The sequence below is a fragment of the Pseudomonas sp. M2(2023) genome (assembly GCF_030263955.1).
Classification (GTDB): domain Bacteria; phylum Pseudomonadota; class Gammaproteobacteria; order Pseudomonadales; family Pseudomonadaceae; genus Aquipseudomonas; species Aquipseudomonas asiatica.
Map to the genome: position 1 here is coordinate 1,337,940 of NZ_CP127114.1, position 25,139 is coordinate 1,363,078.

A 25,139-nucleotide genomic window follows, 5' to 3' on the forward strand; every position below is an offset into this window, starting at 1 on the left:
ACGACAATGACTTCGGTGTGGCGAACCAGCGGGTGGGTATTGGTGGGGGCAGCGCTGATCCTGGCGCTATCCCTGGGTGTGCGGCACGGCTTCGGCCTGTTCCTGGCGCCTATGAGCGCGGACTTCGGCTGGGGGCGTGAGGTGTTTGCTTTCGCCATTGCCTTGCAGAACCTGATCTGGGGGCTGGCGCAACCGTTCGCCGGCGCCCTGGCCGACCGCATGGGTGCGGCGCGGGTGGTGATCATTGGCGGTATTCTCTACGCTGCCGGGTTGGTGTTGATGGGCATGGCCGACTCGGCCTGGTCGTTGTCGCTGAGTGCCGGCTTGCTGATCGGTATCGGTCTGTCCGGCACCTCGTTCTCGGTCATCCTCGGCGTGGTCGGGCGTGCCGTGCCGGCGGAAAAGCGCAGCATGGCCATGGGTATTGCCAGCGCTGCCGGTTCTTTCGGCCAGTTCGCAATGTTGCCGGGCACTCTCGGCCTTATCCAGTGGCTGGGCTGGTCCGCAGCGTTGCTGGTACTGGGCCTGATGGTGGCGCTGATCGTGCCCTTCGTCGGCCTGCTGCGCGACCGGCCTCTGCCCACTCATGGAGCCGAACAGACCCTGAGCCAGGCTTTGCGCGAGGCTTGCTCGCACTCAGGCTTCTGGTTGCTGGCGCTGGGCTTTTTCGTTTGTGGTTTCCAGGTGGTGTTCATTGGCGTGCATCTGCCGGCCTACCTGGTCGACCAGCATCTGGCCGCGACTACCGGCACCACGGTGCTGGCGCTGGTAGGCCTTTTCAATATCGTCGGTACCTTCACTGCCGGCTGGCTGGGTGGGCGCATGTCCAAGCCGCGCCTGCTGACCGGGTTGTACCTGCTGCGTGCGGTAGTGATCGTGCTGTTCCTCTGGGCGCCGGTGACCGAATTCAGTGCTTATCTGTTCGGCATCGCCATGGGCCTGCTGTGGTTGTCCACGGTGCCGTTGACCAACGGTACCGTTGCCACCGTATTCGGCGTGCGCAACTTGTCCATGCTTGGCGGTATCGTCTTCCTGTTCCACCAGCTGGGTGCCTTCCTGGGCGGTTGGTTGGGCGGGGTGGTGTATGACCGCACCGGCAGCTACGACCTGGTCTGGCAGATTTCCATCCTGCTCAGCCTGCTGGCTGCCGCCCTCAATTGGCCCGTGCGCGAACGCCCGGTTGCCCGCCTGCAGGCCCAGGCCGCATGAACCGCTACCTGGCTCGAGGGCTACTGGCCCTCGCCGCCCTGTCGTTGCTGGCGCTGGTGTGGTGGGGCTGGCACAAGGGCGGGATGGCGTTGATGCAACTGGGCATGAGTGTTTGTTAGGCGCTACCCTGCAAGTTCGAGGATTGTCTTGCGGGAGAAAAGAGTCATGCGTGCACATTGGTTGACGGTGCCGGTGCTGGCCCTGGTTGCCAGCGCATCGAGCTGGGCTGCCGATTGCCCGGCGTTGTTGCAGGGCAGCCTGCCAGAGTTGCGAGGCAAGGGGCAGGTGGACCTGTGCGAGCGCTTTGCCGGCAAGCCCTTGGTGGTGGTGAATACGGCCAGTTACTGCGGTTTCGCGCCGCAGTTCGAGGGGCTTGAAGCGACCTACAAGGAGTATCACGGGCAAGGCTTGGAAATGCTTGGCGTGCCGTCCAATGACTTCAAGCAGGAGGACGCCGACAGCGAGAAGACAGCCAAGGTATGTTATGCCAACTATGGCGTTACCTTTACCATGACCAAGACACAGTCGGTGCGGGGGGCGGATGCGATACCGCTGTTCGCGGAGCTGGCAAGCCAGAGCAGTGCGCCGAAGTGGAATTTCTACAAGTACGTGGTGGACCGCAAGGGCAAGGTGATTGATAACTTTTCCAGCCTGACCAAGCCGGATGATCCAGCATTCCGGGCAGCGATCGAAAAGGCCATTGCCTCCCAGCCATAACCTAGCAGCTCTTGCTCTTGCTTCGGCTTTTGCTTCTAAGTGCGCGATAGTTCAGGCGCCGCCGATTGCGACTTCAGGAGGCCGAGCGAAGGGACTGCGGAGGGAGGTGACGGGCATGGATGCCCGTCAAGCGCTGAGGCCCCATGGATGGGGCCTGCAGCGCGTACTCCCGGGAGCAGGCCCGTAGCGAGGGGACCCCGGAGCGCAGCGTAGGGGCCGGATGATAGGAGCCAGCGTTTTTTGGTTACTTTTTGTCGCGTTTGACAAAAAGTGACCCGCCGTAAGGGCGGAAAGGTGAATAAGCGCCACTTTCGAAAATGAATGTTGACCTTGTTGTTGATGCCCACGCTTGAAAGCGAAGAGCCAAGAGCGAAGAGCGAAGAGCGAAGAGCGAAGAGCGAAGAGCGGAAAAGTACTGGTCTTGATCTCGCGCATAGTCCATTTACGATGGCGACGCATACTCACCTTTTCGCCCTTACGGCGAGTCACTTTTTGTCAAACGCGACAAAAAGTAACCAAAAAACGCTGCGCTCCCATCATCCGGCCCCTCCGCTACGCTACGGGGTTCCCTCGCGCCGGTCTTGCTCCCGGGAGTACGCGCTGCAGGCCCCATCCATGGGGCCTCAGCGCTTGACGGGCATCCATGCCCGTCACCTCCCTCCGCAAGCCCTCTGCTCGGCCTCCTGAAGTCGCGAAGATCAAGATCAAGATCAAGATCAAGATCAAGATCAAGATCAAGAGCAAGAGCAAGAGCAGGGGGCTTGCCTGGGCTTTGGGGTTACTTCACTTTGCATGCACAGTAATCGCCACCAACCGCACAACCACCGGCCTGACCATCAATACACAGACGAACGCCACAGGCATCGCCAACTGGTAAGCCTTCAGCACGTTGCCAAGGTATTCAGGGTTGACCCCCCCATTCGCTGCCGTGATCACGAAACACATCAATAGCGCCATGATCGACGACATGTAGAAGGCAAAAACGTAGGGCGTGGCGCCCGGGTGCAATTTGCGTCGGCCGCGTGCCTGGGACAGGTTGCTCATGCGAACTCCTGAAAAGTAAGTAGAGGCGCAGGTTAGCAACGCACCCGGCAGCAGCTGTAGACCAGCCGCATTGAGTTCTTTATAAAGAGATTCTTACGAATCCAAGGGCTCAGCATGGACCTGCTCAACGCCATTCGCAGTTTCATCAAGGTGGTCGAAGCCGGCAGCATCGCCGCCGGTGCCCGCAACCTGGGCCTGAGCCCGGCCGCGGTTAGCCAGAACCTGGCACGCCTGGAAGGCCACTTGCAGGTTCGCCTGCTCAGCCGCACCACCCGCAGTATGGCGCTGACACCCGCCGGCACCCAGTATTACGAACGCGTCAGGCACATCGAGCGCGACCTGGCCTTGGCCGAGCAGGCCGTCACCACCCCCGACAGTGAGCCCCAAGGGCGGCTGTGCATTGCCTCGACGTCCGCCTTCGGTCGCCACGTGCTGGCGCCATTGATACCCGCGTTCAGCGCCCGCTACCCACTGCTTTCGATAGAGTTGGTAACGACTGATCGCCGGGTCAACCACGCGCGGGAGGATGTGGACGTGAGCCTGCGCATTGCCCCGCAACTCGAAGACCAGTTGCTGGCCCGGCATATCGCCCGTATACCGTTCATTTGCTGTGCCTCGCCCGGTTACCTGCAAAGCGCCGGCGTGCCGGCCACGCCCGAGGCCTTGCGTGAGCACCGCTGCCTGGTGTTCCGCTACCCGGTGGATGGACGCTTCCTGCGTTGGGGGTTCATGCGCGACGGGCTGCGGTTCGAGGCAGAGTTCGGTAGTGTCCTGATCAGCGACGACATCGATGCCCTGACCCAGATGGCGCTGCACGATGGCGGCATCACCCGCCTTGCCGAGTTCATCGTAAGGCCGCATCTGGATAACGGGGCGCTGGTGCCGTTGTTCGAATACAGCGATAGCGGCCAGGCCTATGCCCAGACCGAACCGATGGATATCTATCTGTGCCTGGCCGACCGCTTTGCCATGACCGCAAAAGTACAGGTGTTCATGGACTACCTGCGCGAATGCCTGGGCGATGACTGGCAGGTGAAGGTGTAAAAAAACCGCCACGAGGGCGGTTTTCATGTCACGCGTATGAATCAGAAGCGGTAGGTAAGGGATGCACCAATACCGTGAGCACTGTTCTCATACTTGGCCTGATAGGTGCCTTTCAGCGCCTGTTGTGTCGGCGAGCCGGACACATTGTTCACCTTGGTATCCTCTTCCCACAGATACGAGTAGGCAACATCGATGGTCATGTCGTCGTTCGGGCTCCAACCGGCACCAAAGCTGACAGCCTTGCGGTCGCCGGTAGGAATGCGCGGCGAGCGATCATGGTTGTTGGTGGGCGACTGGTCGACGGAGAAGCCTGCACGCAGGGTCCACTCCTTGTTCACCTTGTAGGCAGCACCAATGGCGTGTGCCCAGGTGTCATGCCAGTTTTGCTCTTCGGTGATGGTCTGCAGTGGGTAGCCCGCCGGTGCTTCGTTCTTGACAACGATGCTCTCCAGGCGGCTCCAGCGAGTCCAGGTGCTACCCGCATAGAGTGTCCACTGGTCATCCAGTTCATGGGTGATCGAGAAGTCCACCGATTCTGGCGTCTTTATTTTCAGGCTGGCGTCGAATTTGCCGTTCAGACCGAGGGCTGCAATCGGGTACGACACTCGCGTGTCGCCTTCAAGCTTGTAGTCGACCATCGAGTGATAGGTCAGGCCCAGGCGGGTACGGTCTGTAGCTTGTACGAGGACGCCAATGTTGTAACCGATCGCGGTGTCGTCGCCCTTGATCTTGATTTCGCCATCCGGCCCGTTCGGGCCCAGCAGCGCCTTGCTGGACAGATTCGAGCCCAGTTCACCCTTGATACGGTTGATGGTCGGACCGAAACCGATCGACACCTTGTCGTTGAAGGCATAGCTGATGGTTGGCTGGAAGGTGACGACCTCGACCTTGCTCTTCTTGCCCCAGTAGCGTGCCGCGTCGTCGCTGCCGTAGTCCGTGATCAGGCCGTATGGCACGTAAACGCCGAAACCGACGCTCCAGTGATCATCGATCGGTTTGACGTAATAGCCCATGGGTACACCCACGACCGGGACCATGTCGCCATCGGTTTCCCCCCCGAAATTGCTACCACGACCCGAAATATCAGTTTTGGCAATGACAGCCGCGCCACCCACGGTGACCTGTTCGCGCTTGAGGCGAGACATGCCCGCAGGGTTGCCATACACCGTGCTGGCATCTTCGGCAGAAGACGAACGTCCCGCAAACCCGGTTCCCATGCCGCTGATGCTTTGTTCGTTCAGCGCGAAACCTGCGGCGAGCAGTTGGCTGGAAGCAAGTGCAACGGCTACGCCGAGGGAGGCTTTGAGCATTACTTTTTTCATTATTAGAAAACTCCTTGGGATCTCCGGGGCGAAAAGCTACCAACAAATCACGCGCCGCGCTATAGCCTCAATCGCAGGAGATAGAGCGGTTTTGTAGGACAATCCGACCAAAATTCCCTTTTTTCCGGGCACGTTGTAGGACGCGTCTTAAGATGCCTGCGGCAATCTCTGATCTATGCAGGTATGCCAGGCGTGTGTGAAGTCGCGCAGGCGACCTTGAGGGTTGAAAATCTGTCGCCAGATTCGCGCAAGCGCAAGGAGGTCATCGGCGGCAGGCAGTGGCGTGGCCTGCTCTTCGATGAGCATCCAGGCAATCGCGGTTGAATAACGCAGGTTGACGGTGAGTTCCAGGTGCGGGCCGCCGAGGAAGGCGTGCTGGCTGGCCAGGCCGCGGACCAGGCTGGCCAGGTCGGGGTCACGGGCAAGATAGTCGTCCCAGATAGCCTGGTGACGGTGTTCGCCGATACGGTACAGACCGTGCCCACGACGGTCGTGCAAGGCCGACCCCAGGGCCGACTGGCTGGCGGCGATGCCAAGCAACAAGGCTTCGGCGCTGGCGCAGTGACGGTTCAGGTAGACCAGGGTGGGTCGGATCACATACTGACACAATTCATTCGCCGCGATACCCATGATGCCCTCGAGCAATTAAGGGCCGGACGGGCGCTGGAGCTTGGCAGCTGGTGAGTGATCAGGCCCGCCGGAAGCGGCAAGCACCGCTCGAGTTGAAGTGTAGTGTGATAATCGTGGTGTAAAGGGCTGTTTTTAAATCGATTGCTGCCTGACGTACTTGGCTATATACCTTAAGGCAATTACGCCACGAACGTTCAGGCAGGCTTGCGATGGCATGATTCAGCGCTTGAATACCGCAGCATTCGCCGCTCACGCGGTGAGCGACTGGCGGGTTCGGGCGATGACCGCCTGCAGCGGTTCACTGCGGCTGTACTGTTCGGGGTACAGGCGCTCGGTGTGGCAGGCGACGCCGTGTTCGTCTACCAAGGTGAAGCTGAAGCTGCCTTTGCGAGGGGCAACGATAAGGCACTTCAACGGCGAGAAGGCCTGGGAGAGGGTGCCAATGGCAGCCTGAATCTGATGATGAGTTTGCATATTGTTGGAGGTTCCTGCTTTAAACACGGGGGTTATGATCCGTGCATGATAGAAACGTTCCAGTGACGCCTTTATTAAGGGACGAACGAACCTGACTGGAACAGGGCAGCCAGAGGGAGCGCAATCAAAGGTGGGCGCGTGGGCTGACTGGTAGGTACTTCAGAGGGCAGGCAGCACGCCGGGGCCAAGGTTCTAGGCCGTCGGGGTGGGATCCTGATCAATCTGTCACGTGATTCGTGCTTGAACAGCGCTGGGCTAGCGAGTGAATCATCGAATGGGCCGGTCCTGGTTTCAGCAGCGCCACCCTTGGGAGGAGTGTGTCTGCAAGGACGCTTGAGGCCAGAATTGACTTTCAGCTTGGTACTAACGATGCGCACCTTAACGAAAATACAGGTGCTTGGCAAGGACTTCGTGCAAGTACAGGTTAGCCGCGCAGTATGGCGCGTATTTTCCCTGATGGGAAGGGGCTGCAAAAGGCCGTTATCCGGGCTGATGTACCGATTTCGTGCATTCAATTGAAGGTTTTTGGTGCACTTGTTCACATTTGAAGCAGCGCTTGCAACTGCCTTGCAGCATGCCATGACAGCCTCGCCAATGCCTTGACTGGCCGGTTAAGTCAATGAAAAAAAACACTATTTTTAGCTGGTGAAAAAATCGTCAGTTTGAGCGAAAGCCCCAATTCATAGGGGTTTGCGGGGGATGCCAGGGGGTTGTCCACCGAGTTATCCACAGGAACTGTGGATTGTCCCTGGCGCTTGCTCTAGGACGGGCGTGCCAGCAATACAGTGAACTGTCCGACAATCGACATGCTTCAGAAGGCCAGTTGGTCATCCACTTGAAAACGTCAAGAAAAGATCATTGAAAATTTTTTCAATCCTGCAGAAATCGGAAGGCCATGTCGCAAAAAAAAGGGTAGAGTGGCGCGCCTTTCGAGTTGCCAATCCTGTTGCTCATGAAGTTTCGCGGTAAACACCTCGCCAGCCCTGCTGCATCGACGCCTGCGCCTCCCCCCAAACGTTTCTCCCTCAAAGTGGCCTTGTGGCTGCTCGACAACCCGCGCCTGGGTGACAAGCCGCAGGTCAAGCACTTGGCCGGGCGCCTGTTGAAACAGCCGGCGCGTCAGGGTGTGGTAGTGGCGCAAAGCCGCCTGGGACAGATGTTGTGCCGTGATTGCGGCAACGCCCGTGACCGGCGTATTGGCCATGAACTGCTGCGCCAGGCGGCCCGCGCCGGTGATCGGCGCGCGCAACTGGAGTATGCGCGGCTGTGCCAGCACAACGAGCCGGAGCAGGCGCGGTACTGGCTGGAGCTGGCGGCGGGGCAGGGGTCGCAGGAAGCGCGGCGGCTTTTGCGGCAGTGGTTCCATGCCTGAGGTGTGTTGCCAGCACTGGCCTTTTCGCGGGTAAACCCGCTCCCACAGGAATAGCTATACCTCGGATACTGTGCAATCCCTGTAGGAGCGGGTTTACCCGCGAAGAGGCCTGAACAGGCAACACGCCGCTCAGGCTGATAAGCTGCGATGCATTCATCCAGGATCATTCGGGGTAAGCATGACAGTGGATCTGGCCAGCATTCTGCTGGGCTTGGTGGCAGGTGCATTACCTTGCCTGGGTTGGGTCATGCAGGTGCAGCGTCGCCAGGGCACGCGGCAAGGCGAGCAGGCTTTGCTCGAAGAGCGCCTCAATGCTGCCCAGCTGGCTCTGGCCGGCCTGCAGGCGCAACTGGACGCCAGCCGCGATGAAATAAGCGATCTCAGCGAAGCCAACACCGTCAAGCAGACCCAGCTGGCCGCCCAGGGCCGTGAGCTGGAACTGCTGCAGATCGACCGTGACAATGCCCGTGATGCCGCTCACGCCTGGAACCTCGAACGTGCCAACCGCGAAGCCGAACTGCGTCGCCTGGAGGCCCAGACCGCACGCCTGGACGCCGAACTGCGTGAGCAGCAGGAAAGCCACCAGCAGCGCCTGGAGGACCTGCAGGAAGCCCGCGACACCCTGCGCGCCCAGTTCGCTGACATGGCTACCAAGATCTTCGACGAGCGCGAGCAGCGCTTCGCCCAGACCAGCCAGCAGCATCTCGGCCAGTTGCTCGACCCGCTCAAGGAGCGCATCCAGGCCTTCGAAAAACGCGTGGAAGAGAGCTACCAGCAGGAAGCCCGCGAGCGCTTCTCGCTGGGCAAGGAGCTGGAGCGCCTGCAGCAACTCAACCTGCGCCTGTCCGACGAAGCCACCAACCTGACCCAGGCGCTGAAGGGCCAGAAAACCCAGGGCAACTGGGGTGAGCTGATCCTCGAACGGGTATTGGAGCATGCCGGCCTGGAAAAGGGCCGCGAATACCAGACCCAGGTCAGCTTGAAGAGCGCCGATGGCGAGCGCTTCCAGCCTGACGTTCTGATCATGCTGCCCGGCGACAAGCAGGTAGTGGTGGATGCCAAGGTCAGCCTCACCGCCTACCAGCAGTTCGTCGCCGGCAACGACGAGGCTGCGCTCAAGCAGCATGTGCAGTCGCTGCGCAGCCACGTCAAAGGCCTGTCGAGCAAGGACTACAACCGCCTCGAAGGCCTGCACAGCCTGGATTTCGTGCTGCTGTTCGTGCCGATCGAGGCCGCCTTCTCGGCAGCCCTGCAGGCCGAGCCTAACCTGTTCCAGGAAGCCTTCGACCGGCAGATCGTGATCGTCAGCCCGACCACATTGCTGGCCACCTTGCGGGTGATCGACAGCCTGTGGAAGCAGGAACGCCAGGGCCAGAACGCCCGCGAGATTGCCGAACGCGCCGGCTGGCTGTACGACAAGTTCGTGCTGTTCATCCAGGACCTGGACGAGTTGGGCAGCCGCCTGCAGCAGGTGGACAAGGCCTATGCTGCCGCGCGTAACAAGCTATGCGAAGGGCGCGGCAACCTGGTCAGCCGCAGCGAACAGCTGAAGCTGCTGGGCGCCCGCGCCAGCAAGAGCCTGCCGGCCGACCTGCTGGAGCGGGCGCTGTCCGATGAGGCGTTGCCGGACGAAGCGCTTACTGAACCAGGCTCAGATGGCGATTGAGCATGGCACGCAGGGCCGCCGGCTTGACCGGCTTGGCCAGGTAGTCCAGGCCAGAGGCATGCACCATGGCGATGGTTTCCTTGCTGCCGTCAGCGCTGATCACCACGCCCGGCACCGGCTCGCCAAGGCGCGCGCGTAGCCAGCCCATCAGCCCGGTACCAGTTTCGCCGTCGTCCAGGTGGTAGTCCACCAGCGCCAGGTGCGGGCGCATGCCCTTGGCCAGCAGAGCTTCGCATTCGGCGCGGTTGCGCGCGGTCCACACCTGGCAACCCCAGCGGCTGAGCAGGCTGTTCATGCCGATCAGGATGCTGTCTTCGTTATCCACGCACAGTACCTGCAGCCCGGCCAGTGGCTGGCCGCCCTGTTCCACCGGGGCGGCGGGCGCCGGTGCGGCCTGGTGGGCAATTGGTACGCTGACGCGGAACACCGTGCCCTTGCCCGGCCACGAGCGCACTTCCAGCTTGTGCCCCAGCACCCGGCACAGGCCGTCGGCGATCGCCAGGCCCAGGCCCAGGCCCTTCTCGGCGCGGGTCTGGTGGCTGTCCAGGCGCTTGAACTCCTGGAAGATCACCTGCAGCTTGTCGTCGGCGATGCCGGGGCCGCGGTCCCACACTTCAAGCCACAACTGTTCACCCTGGCGCCGTGCGCCCAGCAGGATCGGGCTCTTGCCGTAGCGCAGGGCGTTGGTCAGGAAGTTCTGCAGCACCCGGCGCAGCAGCTTCATGTCACTGTCCACCCGCAGGCGGCTGCCGCGCAGGCGAAATTCCAGGCCCTTCTCGGCGGCCAGCACCTTGAATTCGGCACCCAGGGTGTCGAACAGCTCGTTGAGGGCAAAGGGTTTGGCATCCGGGGTAATCTTGCCGTTTTCAAGGCGTGAGATGTCCAGCAGGTCGCTGATCAGCTCTTCGGCCGAGCGCAGCGAACTGTCCATGTGCTGCACCAACTGCCGGGCCTCTTCATTCATGCCCTCGGCCTGTTGCGACAAGGCGGCGGAGAACAGCCGGGCCGCGTTCAGCGGCTGCATCAGGTCATGGCTGACCGCAGCCAGGAAACGGGTCTTGGACTGGCTCACCGCTTCGGCACGGCTCTTGGCTTCGGACAACGCCTGGTTCAGTTGCGACAGCTCCTGGGTGCGTTCCGCCACCCGTTGCTCCAGGCGTTCGTTGGCATCGCGCAGGGCCTGCTCGGCCTCACGGAACGGGGTGATGTCGGTGAAGCTCATGACGAAACCGCCGCCCGGCATCGGGTTGCCGATCAGCTCGATCACCCGGCCATTGGGGAACAAGCGCTCGGAGGAGTGCGCACGGCCCTGACGCATCCAGTGCAGGCGCCGCGCCACGTGCACCTGCGCCTCGCCCGGGCCGCACAGGCCACGCTCGGCGTTGTAGCGGATGATGTCGGCGATCGGCCGGCCCACGCTGATCAGCCCGTCGGGGTAGTTGAACAGTTCCAGGTAACGGCGGTTCCAGGCCACCAGGTGCAGGTTCTGGTCGACCACGCTGATGCCCTGGTTGATGTTCTCGATGGCCCCTTGCAGCAGGGCGCGGTTGAACTGCAGCACCTCGCTGGCTTCGTCGGCGATACGCACCACGTCTTCCAGCTGCATGTCGCGGCCTTCGATGGCGGCCTTGACCACGGCGCGGGTCGACGACGTGCCGAGTACGCCGGCCAGCAGGCGTTCGGTATGTTCGATCCAGTCGCCGTCGGCGTTCTGGTTGGGGTTGAAGCCCTTGCCCTGGCGGTAGGCGAAACGGATGAAGCTCTGCCGGGCGCGTTCTTCACCAACGAAGCGCGAGGCCAGGGTCAGCAGGTCGTCGATCTGCACCGCCAGCAGCGGCTTGCTGCTGGGCCTGGCGCTAGTCTGCTGGCCGATGAAGCGGCCGGCCTGCCAATGCTCGGAAACCCGCGTGCGCGAAAGCACGGAAACCCAGGCGAACAGCGTGAAGTTACCCGCCAGCGACAGCACCACGCCTTGGGTCAGCGGGCTGATCGGCAGGTTTAGCGGATTGCCGTGCAGCCACGCCAACCCCGGAAACAGCTGCAGCGACCATCCCAGGCTGTGCGCCGCGATCGGCAGGACGAGGGTGTAGAACCAAAGGAAGATACCTGCAGCCAGGCCGGCGAATACGCCGCGGCGGTTGGCCTGCTTCCAGTACAGTGCACCGAGCATGGCCGGGGTCAGCTGGGTCACGGCGGCAAAGGCGATCTGGCCGATGGTCGCCAGGCTGGCGGTGGAACCCAGCAAGCGGTAGCTGACATACGCCAGCAGCAGGATCACCACGATGGTCACCCGGCGTACCGAGAGCATCCAGTGGCGGAATGCCTCGAACGGCCGCTCGGCGTTGGTACGGCGCAGCAGCCAGGGCAGCAGCATGTCGTTGGAGACCATGGTCGACAGCGCCACGGCCTCGACGATGACCATGCCCGTGGCCGCCGATGCACCACCGATGAATGCCAGCAGGGCCAGGCTTGGGTGTGCCTCGGCCAGAGGAAGGCTGATGACGAACGAATCGGAGATCACCGTGCCCGGCAGCAGCATCTGCCCGGCCAGGGCGATCGGCACCACGAACAATGCGGCGAGCGCCAGGTACATCGGGAATACCCAGCGCGCCAGGCGCATGTCCTGGGGTTCGATGTTCTCCACCACGGTAACGTGGAATTGCCGTGGCAGGCAGATGATCGCCATCATCGCCACGGCGGTCTGCACCACCATCGACGGCCAGTTGATGGTCTCCTGCCAATAGTCCTGGAGGTGGATCGACTGGCGGGCCTGGCTGAACAGGTCGTCGAAGCCGTCATACAGGTTGAAGACGACGAAGATGCCCACGGCGAGGAAGGCCAGCAGCTTGATCAGTGATTCGAAGGCAATCGCCAGGACCATGCCACGGTGGTGTTCGGTCACGTCCAGGCTGCGGGTACCGAAGACGATGGCGAACAGTGCCAGCACCAGGGATACAACCAGTGCGGTGTCCTGTACGCGGGTGCCGGTGGCGTCGGCGTTGGCGCCGATCAGCAGGTTCACGCCCAGCACGATGCCCTTGAGTTGCAAGGCGATGTACGGCAGCACGCCTACCAGGCAGATGAGCGCCACGACCACCGCCAGGGACTGTGACTTGCCATAGCGCGCGGCGATGAAGTCGGCAATCGAGGTGATGTTCTGTTGCTTGCTGATCAGCACCATCTTCTGCAGCACCCAGGGCGCGAAGATCAGCAGCAGCACCGGGCCCAGGTAGATCGGCAGGAATGCCCAGAGCTGTTCGGCGGCTTGGCCGACCGCGCCGAAGAAGGTCCAGCTGGTGCAGTACACGGCCAGCGACAGGCTGTACACCCAGGCACGCAGCTTCGGCGGCAACGGCGTGCTGCGGCGGTCGCCGTAGAAGGCGATGGCGAACATGATGGCCATATAGGCCAGGGCGACCACGGCGATCAGCCCGCTGGACAACGACATGAAGACTCCGAAGCAAAAAGATAACGCGGTCCCGATCAATCAGTCTGGCACGCAGGTGCCGCTTCGTCAGCGCAGACGATGGTCGCAGTGGCAGGTGGTCGCAGGGTTCTCTTTAACCTGTGCCGGCCCTTTCGCGGGTGAACCCGCTCCCACAGCTACTGCACAGGCTTCGAAAGCGGCGCTGTTCTGTGGGAGCGGGTTCACCCGCGAAGAGGCCAGCAGAGCAGACATCATCCTTTGCGGGTACCCAGCCAATAAAACAACCCCGCCAGTATCACCGACAACACCAGCAGGTAGAAGATCGCCCCCGGCCACAGATGTACCAGGGCAAACCCCACCATCACCGGCCCCAGCGCCGCACCGAGGTTGGACAGGTTCTGCGCACCGTAGTACACCCCACGCAAGTGCTCCGGCGCGATCAGGTCGATGAACATGTACTCGGCCGGGATCACGATGATCTCGCCCAGGGTGAACACCAGCATCGCCAGGCACCACGCCAGCGCCGAACCGGCCAGGGCAAAGCCCAGCAGCCCGGCGATGAACAGGCCCATGCCGGCCAGCAGCCAGGGCATCAGGCGCTGGCGGCTGATGCGCCGGCCGATCAGGTACTGCAGGGCAATCACCGTCACCGCGTTGGTGGTAACCAGGTAACCGATCAGGCGCGCCGCCTCGGCCGGGCTGCTGGTTACCACCAGGTACTGCGACAGGTAGGCAGTGAACTGGCCGAATACTACCGCGCTCAGCACCCCGCCCAGGGTGAAGCATATCAGCCGTCGGTCACGGGCCAGACCCAGCGCCACCTGGCCAAAGCCGACCCCGGGTTTGTCCGGCACACTGGCCTGCAGGCCGCGGTCCCCCAGGCGCCAGTAAGTCAGGCACATACCCAGGCCGAGCAGGGCGGAGGCAATGAACGGCATATGGTCGTTCAGTTCCAGCATGGCCACGCCCAGCAGCGGGCCGGCGGCGTAGCCGACGTTGCTGAGGGTGTACTTGATGGCGAACACTTCGGCCCGTTCCTCCACCGGCAGCAAGGCGCAGAAGCCCGCCTTGGCAGCGATGTCGACCACTGCCAGGGCCAGGTTGATCAGTACCAGGCAGATAAAGAACAGCAGCGCCGAGTTGCTGGCGACCGCGCCGACGAAAGCCAGGGCAAACAGCAGGGTGCTGGCGCTGACCAGGGTGTGGTTGCGCAAGGTATCCACAAGGTGGCCGCCATACAGGCTCAGCAGCGAGGCGATGATCAGCGCACCACCGATCAGCAGGCCGATCTGGCTGATCGGCAGCTGGAAGTTGTCAGCCAGGTACACCACCAGGTAGGGCAGGGTAAGGGCACGGGCGACGGTGAGGGTGAAGGTGGTGCCGAGCAGCAGGCGCACACTGTGCGGGTAGCGTTTTATGGCGGCGAGCATTACACATCCTTGTTGTTCTGTTTTGCCGGGGGCCAGCATATGCCAACAGAGGCCTGCTGCGCAGGCCTTTCGCGGCCACACCCGCTCTCACATGCCCTCAAGGCATGTGATATCCCTGTGGGAGCGGGCGTGCCCGCGAAAGGGCCGGTACAGCCCTCCAAAATCCTTGAGCGCTTGCCAGTCAGTGCATTTCCCATGCAGATTTGTGGCTTGTCGCGCCCTGCGCGCCTCCAATTGAAAAGCCCTCAGGACCAAGGACGATGAGTCACTCCTCGCAATTCACCTTGCTCGGCAAGCGGCGTTTCCTGCCGTTTTTCATCACCCAGTCGCTGGGTGCCTTCAACGACAACCTGTTCAAGCAGTCGCTGATCCTGGCGATCCTGTTCAAGCTCAGCCTGGGCGACGGCGACCGTTCCATCTGGGTCAACCTGTGCGCCCTGCTGTTCATCCTGCCGTTCTTCCTGTTCTCTGCGCTGGGCGGGCAGTTTGGCGAGAAGTTCGCCAAGGATGCGCTGATCCGGGCCATCAAGCTGGCCGAGATCGCGATCATGGCGGTAGGCGCGCTCGGTTTCATCACCAACCACCTGGCGCTGATGCTGGTGGCGCTGTTCGGCATGGGAACCCACTCGGCGCTGTTCGGCCCGGTGAAGTACTCGATCCTGCCGCAGGCCCTGCGCGAGGAAGAGCTGGTCGGCGGCAACGGGCTGGTGGAAACCGGTACCTTCCTGGCCATCCTCGCCGGCACCATCGGCGCCGGGGTGATGATGTCGGCCGACAGCTATGCCACCGTGGTGGCTGGTGGCGTGGTCGGCACTGCCGTGCTCGGTTACCTGGCCAGCCGCTGGATCCCGCGGGCCGCTGCCGCTTCACCGCAAATGCTGCTGGACTGGAACATCTTCAGGCAGTCGTGGGCGATCCTGCGCATGGGCCTGGGGCAGCCGCCGGCGGTGTCGCGCTCGATCGTCGGCAACTCGTGGTTCTGGTTCGTCGGTGCCATCTACCTCACGCAGATCCCGGCCTACGCCAAGGACTGGCTGCACGGTGACGGCACGGTGGTGACACTGGTGCTGACCCTGTTCTCGGTGGGGATTGCCTTGGGTTCGCTGCTGTGCGAGCGGCTCAGCGGGCGCAAGGTGGAAATCGGCCTGGTGCCGTTCGGCTCGTTCGGGCTGAGCCTGTTCGGCCTGCTTTGGTGGTGGCACTCCGGCGATGTGCCGGCTGCGGCGGCACCGCACGACTGGCTGGCGCTGTTGGGCATGGGCCAGGCCTGGTGGATCCTGCTGTCTATCGTCGGCCTTGGGGTGTTCGGCGGCTTCTATATCGTACCGCTGTATGCACTAATCCAGGCCCGCACCGCCGAAGACCAGCGCGCCCGGGTGATCGCGGCCAACAACATCCTCAATGCCCTGTTCATGGTGGTGTCGGCAGTGCTCACCATCATCCTGCTGGGCCTGGCCAAGCTGACCATCCCGCAACTGTTCCTGGTGGTGTCGCTGCTCAATATCGCGGTCAACGCCTATATCTTCAGGATCGTGCCCGAGTTCACCATGCGCTTCCTGATCTGGCTGCTCAGCCATTCGATGTACCGCGTGCAGCACCGCGACCTCGAGCGCATCCCCGACGAAGGCGCGGCGCTGCTGGTTTGCAACCACGTGTCGTTCGTCGATGCGCTGCTGCTGGGAGGGGCGATTCGCCGGCCGATACGCTTCGTCATGTACTATAAGATCTACAACCTGCCGGTACTCAACTTCGTGTTCCGCACCGCAGGCGCCATCCCGATTGCCGGGCGCAACGAAGACCTGGCCATCTACGAACGTGCTTTCGCGCGCATTGCCGAGTACCTGGCCGATGGCGAGTTGGTATGCATCTTCCCTGAAGGCAAGCTGACCGGGGATGGCGAAATCGACGTGTTCAAGGGCGGCGTCAACCGCATCCTCGAAGAAACCCCGGTGCCGGTCATTCCGTTGGCCTTGCAGGGGCTGTGGGGCAGCTTCTTCAGCCGTGACCCGGCCAAGGGCTTTTTCAAGCGCCTGTGGTCGCGGGTGACCATCGTGGCAGGCGCCGCCATCCCGGTGGAGGCGGCGCAGCCAGAAGCCTTGCGTGAGCAGGTCAGCCGCCTGCGCGGCAACCTGCGCTAGGGAAGGGCGTCAGCTGGCGCTGACTTTCAGGCCGACCAGGCCGGTAATGATCAGCGCCACGCTGACCAGGCGTACCAGGGCCATGGACTCGCCGAACAGGATGATGCCGGCGATCACCGTGCCGACGGCGCCGACGCCGGTCCAGATGGCATAGGCGGTGCCCAGCGGCAGCTCTTTCATGGCCAGGCCCAGCAGACCCAGGCTGATGGCCATGGCGGCGACGGTGAGGATGGTGGGCAGTGGCTTGCTGAAGCCGTCGGTGTATTTCAGGCCGACGGCCCAGCCGACCTCGAACAGGCCGGCGAAGAACAGGATGATCCAGGACATGGTGCGTCTCCATCGTTGTGAATGATGGGGCCGTCCCCGGAATGGTCACGCGGTGCGTCGTGAGGTCGTCCTCACAGTGGGTGCCATGGTGCACATATGCAGCGCTCTGGGCAAGCCTGCGCGGGCCTCTTCGCGGGTAAACCCGCTCCTACAGGGTTCTCCACAATTTTCAGACCTGTGCAGTACCTGTGGGAGCGGGTTTACCCGCGAAGGGGCCAGTGCAGGCAACATCAATGCCTGGCCGGCTCCCCACCTTCGGCTTCTGCCACAGGTTCCCCCATGCGCCGGAACCAGGTAGACAGCAGCGCCCCGGAAATATTGTGCCAAACGCTGAACAACGCACTCGGCACCGCAGCCAGCGGCGAAAAATGCGCCGCCGCCAGTGCCGCGCCCAGCCCGGAGTTCTGCATGCCCACCTCCAGCGCCAGCGACTTGCGCTGTGCCAGCGGCAGCTTGCACAGCTTGCCGGTCAGGTACCCCAGCAAGTAGCCGAAGCTGTTGTGCAATATCACCACCGCCATGATCAGCAGCCCTGACTCGGCGATCTTCGCCTGGCTGGCCGCCACCACCGCGCACACGATCATCACGATACTCACCACCGACACCAGCGGCAGTACCTGCACCGCCGCCTGCACCCGCGCGCCAAGCAGCCGCTGGGCCAGTACGCCGAGCACGATCGGCAGCATCACCAGCTGCAGGATCGACCAGAACATGTCCATGAAGGACACCGGCAGCCAGGCCGAGGCCAGGAACCAGATCAGCGCCGGGGTCAGCAGCGGGGCGAGCAGGGTGGTCACCGCAGCGATGGCCACCGCCAGCGCCAGGTCGCCACGGGACAGCCAGACCATCACGTTCGATGCCGTGCCGCTCGGGCAGCAGCCAACCAGGATCACGCCCACGGCGATTTCCGGCGGCAGGTGGAACAGCTGGCACAGCAGCCAGGCCATGCCCGGCATGATCACGAAGTGCGCGACCACCCCCAGCATCACCCGCCAGGGCTGGCGGGCGAGGGCGGCGAAGTCATCGAGCTTGAGGGTGAGGCCCATGCCGAACATCACCAGCCCCAGCAGCGGCACGATGGCCACCTTCAGGGCGATGAACCATTGCGGTTGCAGGAAGGCCAGTACGGCGAACACCAGCACCCACAGGGCGAAGGTATTGCCGACGAAGCGGCTGAGGGTGGCGAGGGCACGCATGGGGGGCAATTCCTTTTTGTTTTATCGCTTCAATAATTTCACTGGCCTCTTCGCGGGCAAGCCCGCGAAAGGGCCAGTACGGTCTGAGGATATCTCCCAGGCCAGCACCGGCATTTCAAAACCAGTCAGACCCCTTGCGGAATCTCTTCTCCACCCAGCGCCTCGAACAGCACCGGCAGGAATTCGGCAAAGGTCATCATCATCAGTTGGAAGCTGGCATCGAACTGTTGCGCAGCCTCATCGCCACCATCCTGTTCGGCCTGCTCCTGCAGCAGCTCTTCGAACTTCAGGCGCTTGATCACCATCTTGTCATCCAGAATGAACGACAGCTTGTCCTGCCAGGCCAGGGCCAGCTGGGTGACCACCTTGCCAGTGCTCAGGTGCAGCTGAATTTCCTCGCCGGTCAGGTCCTGGCGCTTGCAGCGCACGATGCCGCCGTCTTCGGCAGTGTCGCGCAGTTCGCACTCGTCCAGCACATAGAAGCCTTCGGCAGCTTCCTGCGACTTGACCCACTCGGTCATGGTGGCAACCGGTGCGATTTTCACGGTGGCCGGGCGCACCGGCAGCGAGCCCATCACTTCACGCAAGGTCGACAGCAGGTCTTCGGCACGCTTGGCGCTGGCCGAGTTGACCAGGATCACGCCCAGGCGCGGGGCGATGGCGGCGAAGATCATCGAGCGGCGGATGAACGCGCGCGGCAGGAAGGCCTGGATGATCTCGTCCTTGATCTGGTCGCGTTCCTTTTTATAGACCTTGCGCATCTGCTCGGTCTCGATCTCTTCGACCTTTTCCTTCACCGCGTCGTTGACCACGCTGCTGGGCAGGATGCGTTCTTCCTTGCGCGCGGCAATCAGCAGGTACTCGCCGCTGACATGCACCAGGGGAGCGTCTTCGCCCTTGCCGAATGGCGCGACGAAACCATAGGTGGTCAGCTCCTGGCTGGCGCAGGGGCGGGCCGGCTTGCTGGCCAGGGCCGCTTCCAGCGCTTCAGGCTCGAACGGGACTTCCTGGGTCAGACGGTAGGTCAGCAGGTTCTTGAACCACATGAGGGGCAATCTCTCCTTAATGCATAAGGCGGGCATTATTCTCCGAGCGGTGCTCTCAGGCCAACCCTGTCGGAGTGCCAGTAGCTGTAGCTGAATGTAAAGATGCACGTGGCAACGCTAGGTCTTTGAAAGGCCTGAGGTTTTTTTTGAAAAAAGTTAAAAAAGTGCTTGCCAGGGTACGGGGCCGTCCGTAGAATGCGCGCCACACCGAGACGAAGGGTGATTAGCTCAGCCGGGAGAGCATCTGCCTTACAAGCAGAGGGTCGGCGGTTCGATCCCGTCATCACCCACCACTCGATGTTTAGCGCAGCGGTAGTTCAGTCGGTTAGAATACCGGCCTGTCACGCCGGGGGTCGCGGGTTCGAGTCCCGTCCGCTGCGCCATATTTCACTTCCAGGGCCTACTGAACACCCGGAAGTAACAAGGAAAGCGACCTCAGGGTCGCTTTTTTTGTGCCTGCGATTTGGTGTTTTCGCGAATTTTGCAAAAAGTTCGATAAGTGCTTGCCAGAGCGCGAAGTCGCCCGTAGAATGCGCGCCACACCGAGAGACATGGGTGATTAGCTCAGCCGGGAGAGCATCTGCCTTACAAGCAGAGGGTCGGCGGTTCGATCCCGTCATCACCCACCACTCGATGTTTAGCGCAGCGGTAGTTCAGTCGGTTAGAATACCGGCCTGTCACGCCGGGGGTCGCGGGTTCGAGTCCCGTCCGCTGCGCCATATTCCACTTCCAGGGCCTACTGAACACCCGGAAGTAACAGAGAAAGCGACCTTAGGGTCGCTTTTTTTGTTTCTGCAAAAAACCATCAGGCACTGCCTGGCCCCTGTGGGAGCGGGTTTACCCGCGAAGGATGCGACACGGTGCATGGCATCGGCGTTGCCGGTGTTCGCGGGTGAACCCGCTCCCACAGAGGATCTGTAGCAATTTCAGCGGCGACGCTCTTCTTCCCGTAAGGTCAGCACCTCGACCCCATCCTCGGTCACCGCCACGGTATGCTCCCACTGCGCCGACAAGCTGTGGTCGCGGGTAATCACTGTCCAGCCGTCCTTCAGTGTGCGCGTCCCGCGTCCGCCCTGGTTGATCATCGGTTCGATGGTAAACACCATCCCCGGCTTCAACTTCAGGCCCATCCCGCGCTGGCCAATGTGCAGCACCTCGGGCCCTTCATGCATCTGTTGGCCAATGCCATGCCCGCAATACTCACGTACGACGCTGTAGCCCGCCGCTTCGGCATGGGTCTGGATGGCATGGCCAATATCACCCAGCGTAGCCCCGGGGCGTACCTGTTCGATGCCTTTCCATAGCGCGTCATAGGTGGTGTCGACCAGGCGCTGCGCCTCATCGCTGATCGGCCCGATGCTGTACATCTTTGACGAGTCGGCGATATAGCCGCCTTGTTCCAGAGTGATGTCGACGTTGATGATCGAGCCTTCCTTCAGCACTTCATCGACCTTGGGCATGCCATGGCACACCACATGGTCCACCGAGGTGTTGAGCGAATAGGGGAAACCATACTGGCCCTTGCTCGCCGGGCGGGCCTTGAGCGTGCCGACGATGAACGCCTCGGCGCGGTCGTTGATCTGCATGGTGGTCACGCCGGGGCGGATGAAGCTGTCGAGGTCGGCGAACACCTGGGCAAGCAGCTGGCCGGCGCGGCGCATCAGGTCGAGTTGGGCGGGGGTCTTGATAATCACCTGGGACATGGGGGGAGGGCAGTGGCTCATGCTGGAATGTGCCCCAGCATAGCGCCATGGGGTGCGGGGTTGCCATCGCATGGTGCACTCCTGTGCCGGCCCCTTCGCGGGTAAACCCGCTCCTACAGGTACATCACTGCCCTCAGGCCTTGCTATACCTCTGTGGGAGCGGGTTTACCCGCGAAGGGGCCGGCACAGCTGGCCCATTAATTGCTGATCTACCGCTACCCAGGGCTATCAACGTCGACAGCCCACAAAACTTCACGACAAAGGCGCCGTGTTGCCCCGCTTGCCCAGCAAGCAGGGGCAGCCGGCGCCTTTTTGCGTTCCCTACAGGAGCCCGCCCATGGCCAACAGCGAAGTACGCAGCGTCTGCCCCTACTGCGGCGTCGGTTGCGGCATCGTCATGAGCGTCGCCGATGGCAAGGTCGGCAAGATCAGCGGCGACAAGCAGCACCCCAGCAACTTCGGCCGCCTGTGCACCAAAGGTCTCACCGCACACCTGCCGCTGACTGCTGCCGGGCGCATGGAGGATGCCTATGTGCGCCAGCAGCGCAGCCAGCAGCCAGCGCGTACCGGCATCGACCAGGCCATCGCCGCAGCCGCCGGTCGCTTGCGCGGCATCATCGACCAGCACGGCCCCGACGCCGTGGCGCTTTACGTGTCCGGGCAGATGTCGCTGGAGGCCCAGTACCTGGCCAACAAGCTGGCCAAGGGCTTTATCCGCACCCGCCACCTCGAGTCCAACTCGCGCCTGTGCATGGCCAGTGCCGGCAGCGGCTACAAGCTGTCGCTCGGTGCCGATGGCCCGCCCGGCAGCTACCAGGACTTCGAGCACGCCGACGTATTCCTGGTGATCGGCGCCAACATGGCCGACTGTCACCCGATCCTGTTCCTGCGCCTGCTCGACCGGGTCAAGGCGGGGGCCAAGCTGATCGTCGTCGACCCGCGGCGCAGTGCCACCGCCGACAAGGCCGACCTGTTCCTGCAGGTGCGCCCCGGCAGCGACATGGCCTTGCTCAACGGCCTGTTGCACCTGCTGCTGCGTAACGGCCACACCGACCCTGATTTCATCGCCCGCCATACCGAAGGCTGGGATGAACTGCCGGCCTTTCTCGATGACTACACCCCTGACCACGTGGCCGCCATCACCGGGTTGGCCGAGGCCGACATCATCAAGGCCGCCGAATGGATCGGCAGTGCCCGCAACTGGATGAGTTGCTGGACCATGGGCCTGAACCAGAGCATCCATGGTACCTGGCACACCAATGCGATCTGCAACCTGCACCTGGCCACGGGCGCGATCTGCCGCCCGGGCAGCGGCCCGTTCTCGTTGACCGGCCAACCCAATGCCATGGGCGGACGCGAGATGGGCTACATGGGCCCCGGCCTGCCAGGCCAGCGCTCGGCGCTGGTAGCGCAGGACCGTGCCTTCGTCGAGCAACAGTGGCAACTGGCCCCGGGCAGCCTGCGCAGCGAAGGCGGCGAGGGCACGGTGGCGCTGTTCGAGCAGATGAAAAGCGGCGTGGTAAAAGCCTGCTGGGTCATCTGCAGCAACCCGGTGGCCAGTGTCGCCAACCGCCAGCAGGTGATCGACGGCCTGCGCCAGGCTGAACTGGTGATTACCCAGGATGCCTTCCTCGACACCGAGACCAACCGCTACGCCGACATCCTGCTACCAGCTGCGCTGTGGGCCGAAGGCGAGGGCGTGATGATCAACAGCGAGCGCAACCTCACCCTCATGCCACGTGCCGTCGAACCGCCCGGGCAGAGCCTGCCGGACTGGCAGATCATCGCCCGGGTCGCCTGTGCCATGGGCTATGCCGACGCCTTCGACTACCCCGATGCGGAAGCTGTGTACGAGGAAATCCGCCGCTTCCACAACCCGGTCACCGGCTACGACCTGCGGGGCATCGGCTATGCCGAACTGCGCGAGCAGCCGCACCAGTGGCCCTGCGCCCCGGGCAACAACAACCCGCGAAGCCCGCTGCGCTACCACAACGACGGCAGCAGCCAGACGCTGTTGCGCGATGCACAGGGCGAGCGCCCGGTGTTGGCCTTCCCGACCGCCAGCGGCAAGGCCCGCTTCTTCGCCCGGCCCTGGTTGCCGGCGGCGGAGTTGCCGGATGGCAATTACCCCATGGTGCTGAATACCGGCCGCGTGCAGCACCAGTGGCACACCCTGACCAAGACCGGCAAGGTACCGGCGCTGAACAAGCTGGAGCCCGGCCCCTTCGTGGAAATCCACTGCGACGATGCTGCCCGGCTGGGCATCGCCGAAAAGGACCTGGTGGCCATTCGCTCGCGCCGCGGGCAGGCCGTGCTACCCGCGCGAATCAGCGACCGGGTCATGCCTGGCAACTGCTTTGCCCCGTTTCACTGGAATGACCTGATCGGCGAGCAACTGGCGATCAACGCCGTGACCTGCGATGCGGTCGACCCGCTGTCGCTGCAGCCGGCGTTCAAGCATTGTGCCGTGACCCTGGAGCGGGTCGCCGGTGAGCGCATCGAAGCCCTTGATCTGAACACTGCCAATCCGGAGCCTGCCCGCATGCCGACCGCCACCCTGTCCCGTCTGCTTGGCCTGGACACCCTGCCAGCTCCGGTGCTGGCCGAGGAAGAGCGCCATTACCTGCAAGGCTTTCTGCTGGGCCTGGACCAGGCCCGCGCCGAGGGCGTGCCCTGTCTGCCGGCCAGTGCGCCGCTGGCCGCCAACCGCCGGTTGTTCGTCGATGGCTTGCTGGCCGGGCTGTTCGCCCAGCCGGCGGTGCTGCCCGATGCGGCGTTGATGGCACCACGGCACCAGGTGCTGTGGGCTTCGCAAACCGGCAACGGCGAGCTGTTGGCCGAACGCTGTGCCGAGCGCCTGCGCGGTGCCGGCCTCGACGTGCAGCTCAGCTGCATGGAAACGGTCAGCCCGCGCCAGCTGCAGGGCGCCGCCAGCGTGGTGCTGATCGCCAGCACCTTTGGCGATGGCGACGCGCCCGACAGCGCAGCGGCATTCTGGCAAGCCTTGCAAGGCGAGGAGGGCGCCCACTGCGCCGAACTGCCTTTTGCCGTGCTGGCCCTGGGCGACTCCAGTTACGACCAGTTCTGCGGCTTTGGCCGCAAACTCGACCAACGCCTGGCCGAGCTGGGCGGGCGGCGCCTGCTGCAGCGGGTGGACTGCGAGCCGGACTTCGACGACGCCTTCGCCGCCTGGCTGGATGCGCTGCTGCCCACGCTAAGCAGCGCTGCTGCACCGCAACCGGTCACCGAGCCTGCGCCCGTGGCGGCCTATGGCAAGCAGCAACCCTGGGCTGCCACCTTGCTGGAAAACCGCCTGCTGAACGGCCCGGGTGCTACCAAGGAAACCCGTCAACTGGTGTTCGACCTCAGCGGCAGCGGCTTCACCTATGCCGCCGGTGATGCCCTGGGCGTGTGGCCGCGCAACTGTCCCGCCCTGGTCGATGAGCTGCTGGCGCTGATACAGCTCAATGGCAAGACCATGGTCGAGCTGAAAGGCCAGCCCGCCATGCCGCTGACCGAAGCCCTGCAAGCGCACCTGGAAATCGCCAAGGTCACCACGCAGCAGCTGCAGGCCTTCGCCGGCAATGCCCCGGACCTGCAGCGCCTGCTGCAGCCCGAGTGCAAGGCCGAGCTGCAGGACTGGTTGTGGGGGCGGCAACTGGTCGATGTGCTGCGCGCCTTCCCCCAGCAACTGCCGCTGGCCAGCTGGCTGGAGCTGCTCAAGCCGTTGCAGCCGCGCCTGTATTCGATCAGTTCCAGCCCGCTGGCGCACCCGCAGCAGGTGCACCTGACCGTTTCCACGGTGCGCTATGGCGCGCGCAAAGGGGTGTGTTCAAGCTTCCTTGCCGACCGTGCGCAGGCGCTGAAGGTAGCCATCTTCCCGCAAGTGTCGAAGCACTTTCGCCTGCCCGAGGACGACAGCGTGCCGGTGATCATGGTCGGTCCCGGCACCGGCATTGCGCCGTTCAGGGCCTTCCTCGAAGAGCGAGAGGCACGTGGGGCGAAAGGGGCTAACTGGCTGTTCTTTGGCGAGCAGTATGCGGCCACCGATTTCTATTACCAGGAGCAGCTGCAGGCTTGGCAGGCTGCAGGGCACTTGCGTCTGGACACAGCGTTCTCGCGCGACCAGGCCGAGAAGGTCTACGTGCAGCAGCGCATGCTCGAACAGGGCGCGCAGGTGTGGCAATGGCTGGAGGTGGGTGCGTATTTCTATGTGTGTGGCGATGCGCAGCGCATGGCCAAGGATGTGGATGCGGCGTTGCGGGCGATCGTGGCCGAGCATGGCGGCATGGATGCAGCGGCGGCTGCGGCTTATGTCGAAGCGCTGGGCAGGGCCAAGCGGTATCGGCGGGATGTTTATTGATGTGCACCGGGATGGGGTGTTGTGCACTGTG

At 63.0% G+C, this 25,139-nt stretch carries 18 protein-coding genes and 4 tRNA genes; 12 read left to right on the forward strand and 10 right to left on the reverse strand.

Annotated features, from left to right (window positions below):
• The first annotated feature begins 6 nt into the window (after positions 1 to 6).
• The 3 genes from QN085_RS06265 to QN085_RS06275 are packed head-to-tail and all read left to right on the forward strand — an operon-like array spanning position 7 to position 1,926.
• Positions 7 to 1,209, forward strand: a complete 1,203-nt coding sequence (locus tag QN085_RS06265; RefSeq protein WP_015269253.1) for an MFS transporter — start codon at positions 7 to 9, stop codon at positions 1,207 to 1,209.
• A complete protein-coding gene (locus tag QN085_RS06270) occupies positions 1,206 to 1,328 on the forward strand; it encodes a hypothetical protein (RefSeq protein WP_013971388.1) in 123 nt (40 codons plus the stop codon). Before QN085_RS06265 ends, QN085_RS06270 begins: the two co-directional genes overlap by 4 nt.
• Positions 1,329 to 1,374: 46 nt before the next feature.
• Positions 1,375 to 1,926 (forward strand): glutathione peroxidase, encoded by a 552-nt coding sequence (locus tag QN085_RS06275; protein ID WP_196184211.1) that lies wholly within the window; start codon positions 1,375 to 1,377, stop codon positions 1,924 to 1,926.
• A gap of 783 nt (positions 1,927 to 2,709) precedes the next feature.
• Here QN085_RS06275 and QN085_RS06280 read toward each other — a convergent pair.
• Positions 2,710 to 2,970 carry a DUF2798 domain-containing protein gene (locus QN085_RS06280; RefSeq protein ID WP_013971390.1) on the reverse strand — a complete coding sequence of 87 codons (261 nt, stop codon included), beginning with the start codon at positions 2,968 to 2,970 and terminating at the stop codon, positions 2,710 to 2,712.
• A gap of 114 nt (positions 2,971 to 3,084) precedes the next feature.
• On the opposite strand from QN085_RS06280, the gene QN085_RS06285 reads away from it, so the two are divergent.
• Entirely contained in the window at positions 3,085 to 4,014 is a 930-nt protein-coding gene (locus QN085_RS06285) for a LysR family transcriptional regulator (RefSeq protein ID WP_013971391.1), read from the forward strand.
• A gap of 41 nt (positions 4,015 to 4,055) precedes the next feature.
• On the opposite strand, the gene QN085_RS06290 is transcribed toward QN085_RS06285, so the two are convergent.
• The 3 genes from QN085_RS06290 to QN085_RS06300 form a co-directional block, all read right to left on the reverse strand.
• Positions 4,056 to 5,336: an OmpP1/FadL family transporter gene (locus tag QN085_RS06290; protein WP_013971392.1), complete on the reverse strand. Its 1,281-nt coding sequence runs from the start codon at positions 5,334 to 5,336 to the stop codon at positions 4,056 to 4,058.
• A 147-nt stretch (positions 5,337 to 5,483) separates the two neighbouring features.
• Complete coding sequence (locus tag QN085_RS06295; protein ID WP_003257336.1) at positions 5,484 to 5,966, reverse strand: hypothetical protein; 483 nt, start codon at positions 5,964 to 5,966, stop codon at positions 5,484 to 5,486.
• Between the two features lie 249 nt (positions 5,967 to 6,215).
• A complete protein-coding gene (locus tag QN085_RS06300) occupies positions 6,216 to 6,440 on the reverse strand; it encodes a hypothetical protein (protein ID WP_003257337.1) in 225 nt (74 codons plus the stop codon).
• A 952-nt stretch (positions 6,441 to 7,392) separates the two neighbouring features.
• Here QN085_RS06300 and QN085_RS06305 point away from each other — a divergent pair.
• Together QN085_RS06305 and QN085_RS06310 are read left to right on the forward strand one after the other, a co-directional pair.
• The gene (locus QN085_RS06305) at positions 7,393 to 7,812 is read left to right on the forward strand and encodes a tetratricopeptide repeat protein (protein ID WP_024086418.1); all 420 of its coding nucleotides are present in this window, start codon (positions 7,393 to 7,395) and stop codon (positions 7,810 to 7,812) included.
• Between the two features lie 292 nt (positions 7,813 to 8,104).
• Entirely contained in the window at positions 8,105 to 9,478 is a 1,374-nt protein-coding gene (locus QN085_RS06310) for a DNA recombination protein RmuC (RefSeq protein ID WP_161551463.1), read from the forward strand.
• Here QN085_RS06310 and QN085_RS06315 read toward each other — a convergent pair.
• Together QN085_RS06315 and QN085_RS06320 are read right to left on the reverse strand one after the other, a co-directional pair.
• Positions 9,450 to 12,926, reverse strand: a complete 3,477-nt coding sequence (locus QN085_RS06315) for a hybrid sensor histidine kinase/response regulator (protein ID WP_039614586.1) — start codon at positions 12,924 to 12,926, stop codon at positions 9,450 to 9,452. The genes QN085_RS06310 and QN085_RS06315 overlap by 29 nt on opposite strands.
• 230 nt (positions 12,927 to 13,156) lie before the next feature.
• Positions 13,157 to 14,335, reverse strand: coding sequence for an MFS transporter (locus QN085_RS06320; protein ID WP_196184197.1), 1,179 nt, complete (start codon positions 14,333 to 14,335; stop codon positions 13,157 to 13,159).
• 260 nt (positions 14,336 to 14,595) lie between these two features.
• Between QN085_RS06320 and QN085_RS06325 the strand changes: the two genes are divergently transcribed.
• Positions 14,596 to 16,473 carry an MFS transporter gene (locus QN085_RS06325; protein ID WP_013971398.1) on the forward strand — a complete coding sequence of 626 codons (1,878 nt, stop codon included), beginning with the start codon at positions 14,596 to 14,598 and terminating at the stop codon, positions 16,471 to 16,473.
• A gap of 9 nt (positions 16,474 to 16,482) precedes the next feature.
• On the opposite strand, the gene sugE is transcribed toward QN085_RS06325, so the two are convergent.
• The 3 genes from sugE to rdgC form a co-directional block, all read right to left on the reverse strand.
• Positions 16,483 to 16,800: a quaternary ammonium compound efflux SMR transporter SugE gene (gene sugE / locus QN085_RS06330; protein ID WP_013971399.1), complete on the reverse strand. Its 318-nt coding sequence runs from the start codon at positions 16,798 to 16,800 to the stop codon at positions 16,483 to 16,485.
• 230 nt (positions 16,801 to 17,030) lie between these two features.
• Positions 17,031 to 17,996 carry a bile acid:sodium symporter family protein gene (locus QN085_RS06335; RefSeq protein ID WP_024086422.1) on the reverse strand — a complete coding sequence of 322 codons (966 nt, stop codon included), beginning with the start codon at positions 17,994 to 17,996 and terminating at the stop codon, positions 17,031 to 17,033.
• Between the two features lie 125 nt (positions 17,997 to 18,121).
• The gene (rdgC, locus tag QN085_RS06340; RefSeq protein ID WP_013971401.1) at positions 18,122 to 19,042 is read right to left on the reverse strand and encodes a recombination-associated protein RdgC; all 921 of its coding nucleotides are present in this window, start codon (positions 19,040 to 19,042) and stop codon (positions 18,122 to 18,124) included.
• 217 nt (positions 19,043 to 19,259) lie between these two features.
• Between rdgC and QN085_RS06345 the strand changes: the two genes are divergently transcribed.
• The 4 genes from QN085_RS06345 to QN085_RS06360 all read left to right on the forward strand — a co-directional run bounded on the left by QN085_RS06345 (position 19,260) and on the right by QN085_RS06360 (position 19,761).
• Positions 19,260 to 19,335: transfer RNA gene (locus QN085_RS06345), tRNA-Val, on the forward strand.
• Positions 19,336 to 19,348: 13 nt separating this feature from the next.
• A tRNA-Asp gene (locus tag QN085_RS06350) sits at positions 19,349 to 19,425 on the forward strand.
• A gap of 170 nt (positions 19,426 to 19,595) precedes the next feature.
• Positions 19,596 to 19,671 (forward strand) — tRNA-Val (locus QN085_RS06355).
• Positions 19,672 to 19,684: 13 nt separating this feature from the next.
• Positions 19,685 to 19,761: transfer RNA gene (locus QN085_RS06360), tRNA-Asp, on the forward strand.
• 207 nt (positions 19,762 to 19,968) lie between these two features.
• On the opposite strand, the gene map is transcribed toward QN085_RS06360, so the two are convergent.
• A complete protein-coding gene (map, locus tag QN085_RS06365) occupies positions 19,969 to 20,817 on the reverse strand; it encodes a type I methionyl aminopeptidase (protein WP_080676024.1) in 849 nt (282 codons plus the stop codon).
• Between the two features lie 265 nt (positions 20,818 to 21,082).
• Here map and QN085_RS06370 point away from each other — a divergent pair, with 265 nt between their 5' ends.
• Positions 21,083 to 25,108, forward strand: coding sequence for a bifunctional nitrate reductase/sulfite reductase flavoprotein subunit alpha (locus QN085_RS06370; RefSeq protein WP_196184198.1), 4,026 nt, complete (start codon positions 21,083 to 21,085; stop codon positions 25,106 to 25,108).
• Positions 25,109 to 25,139: the final 31 nt, after the last annotated feature.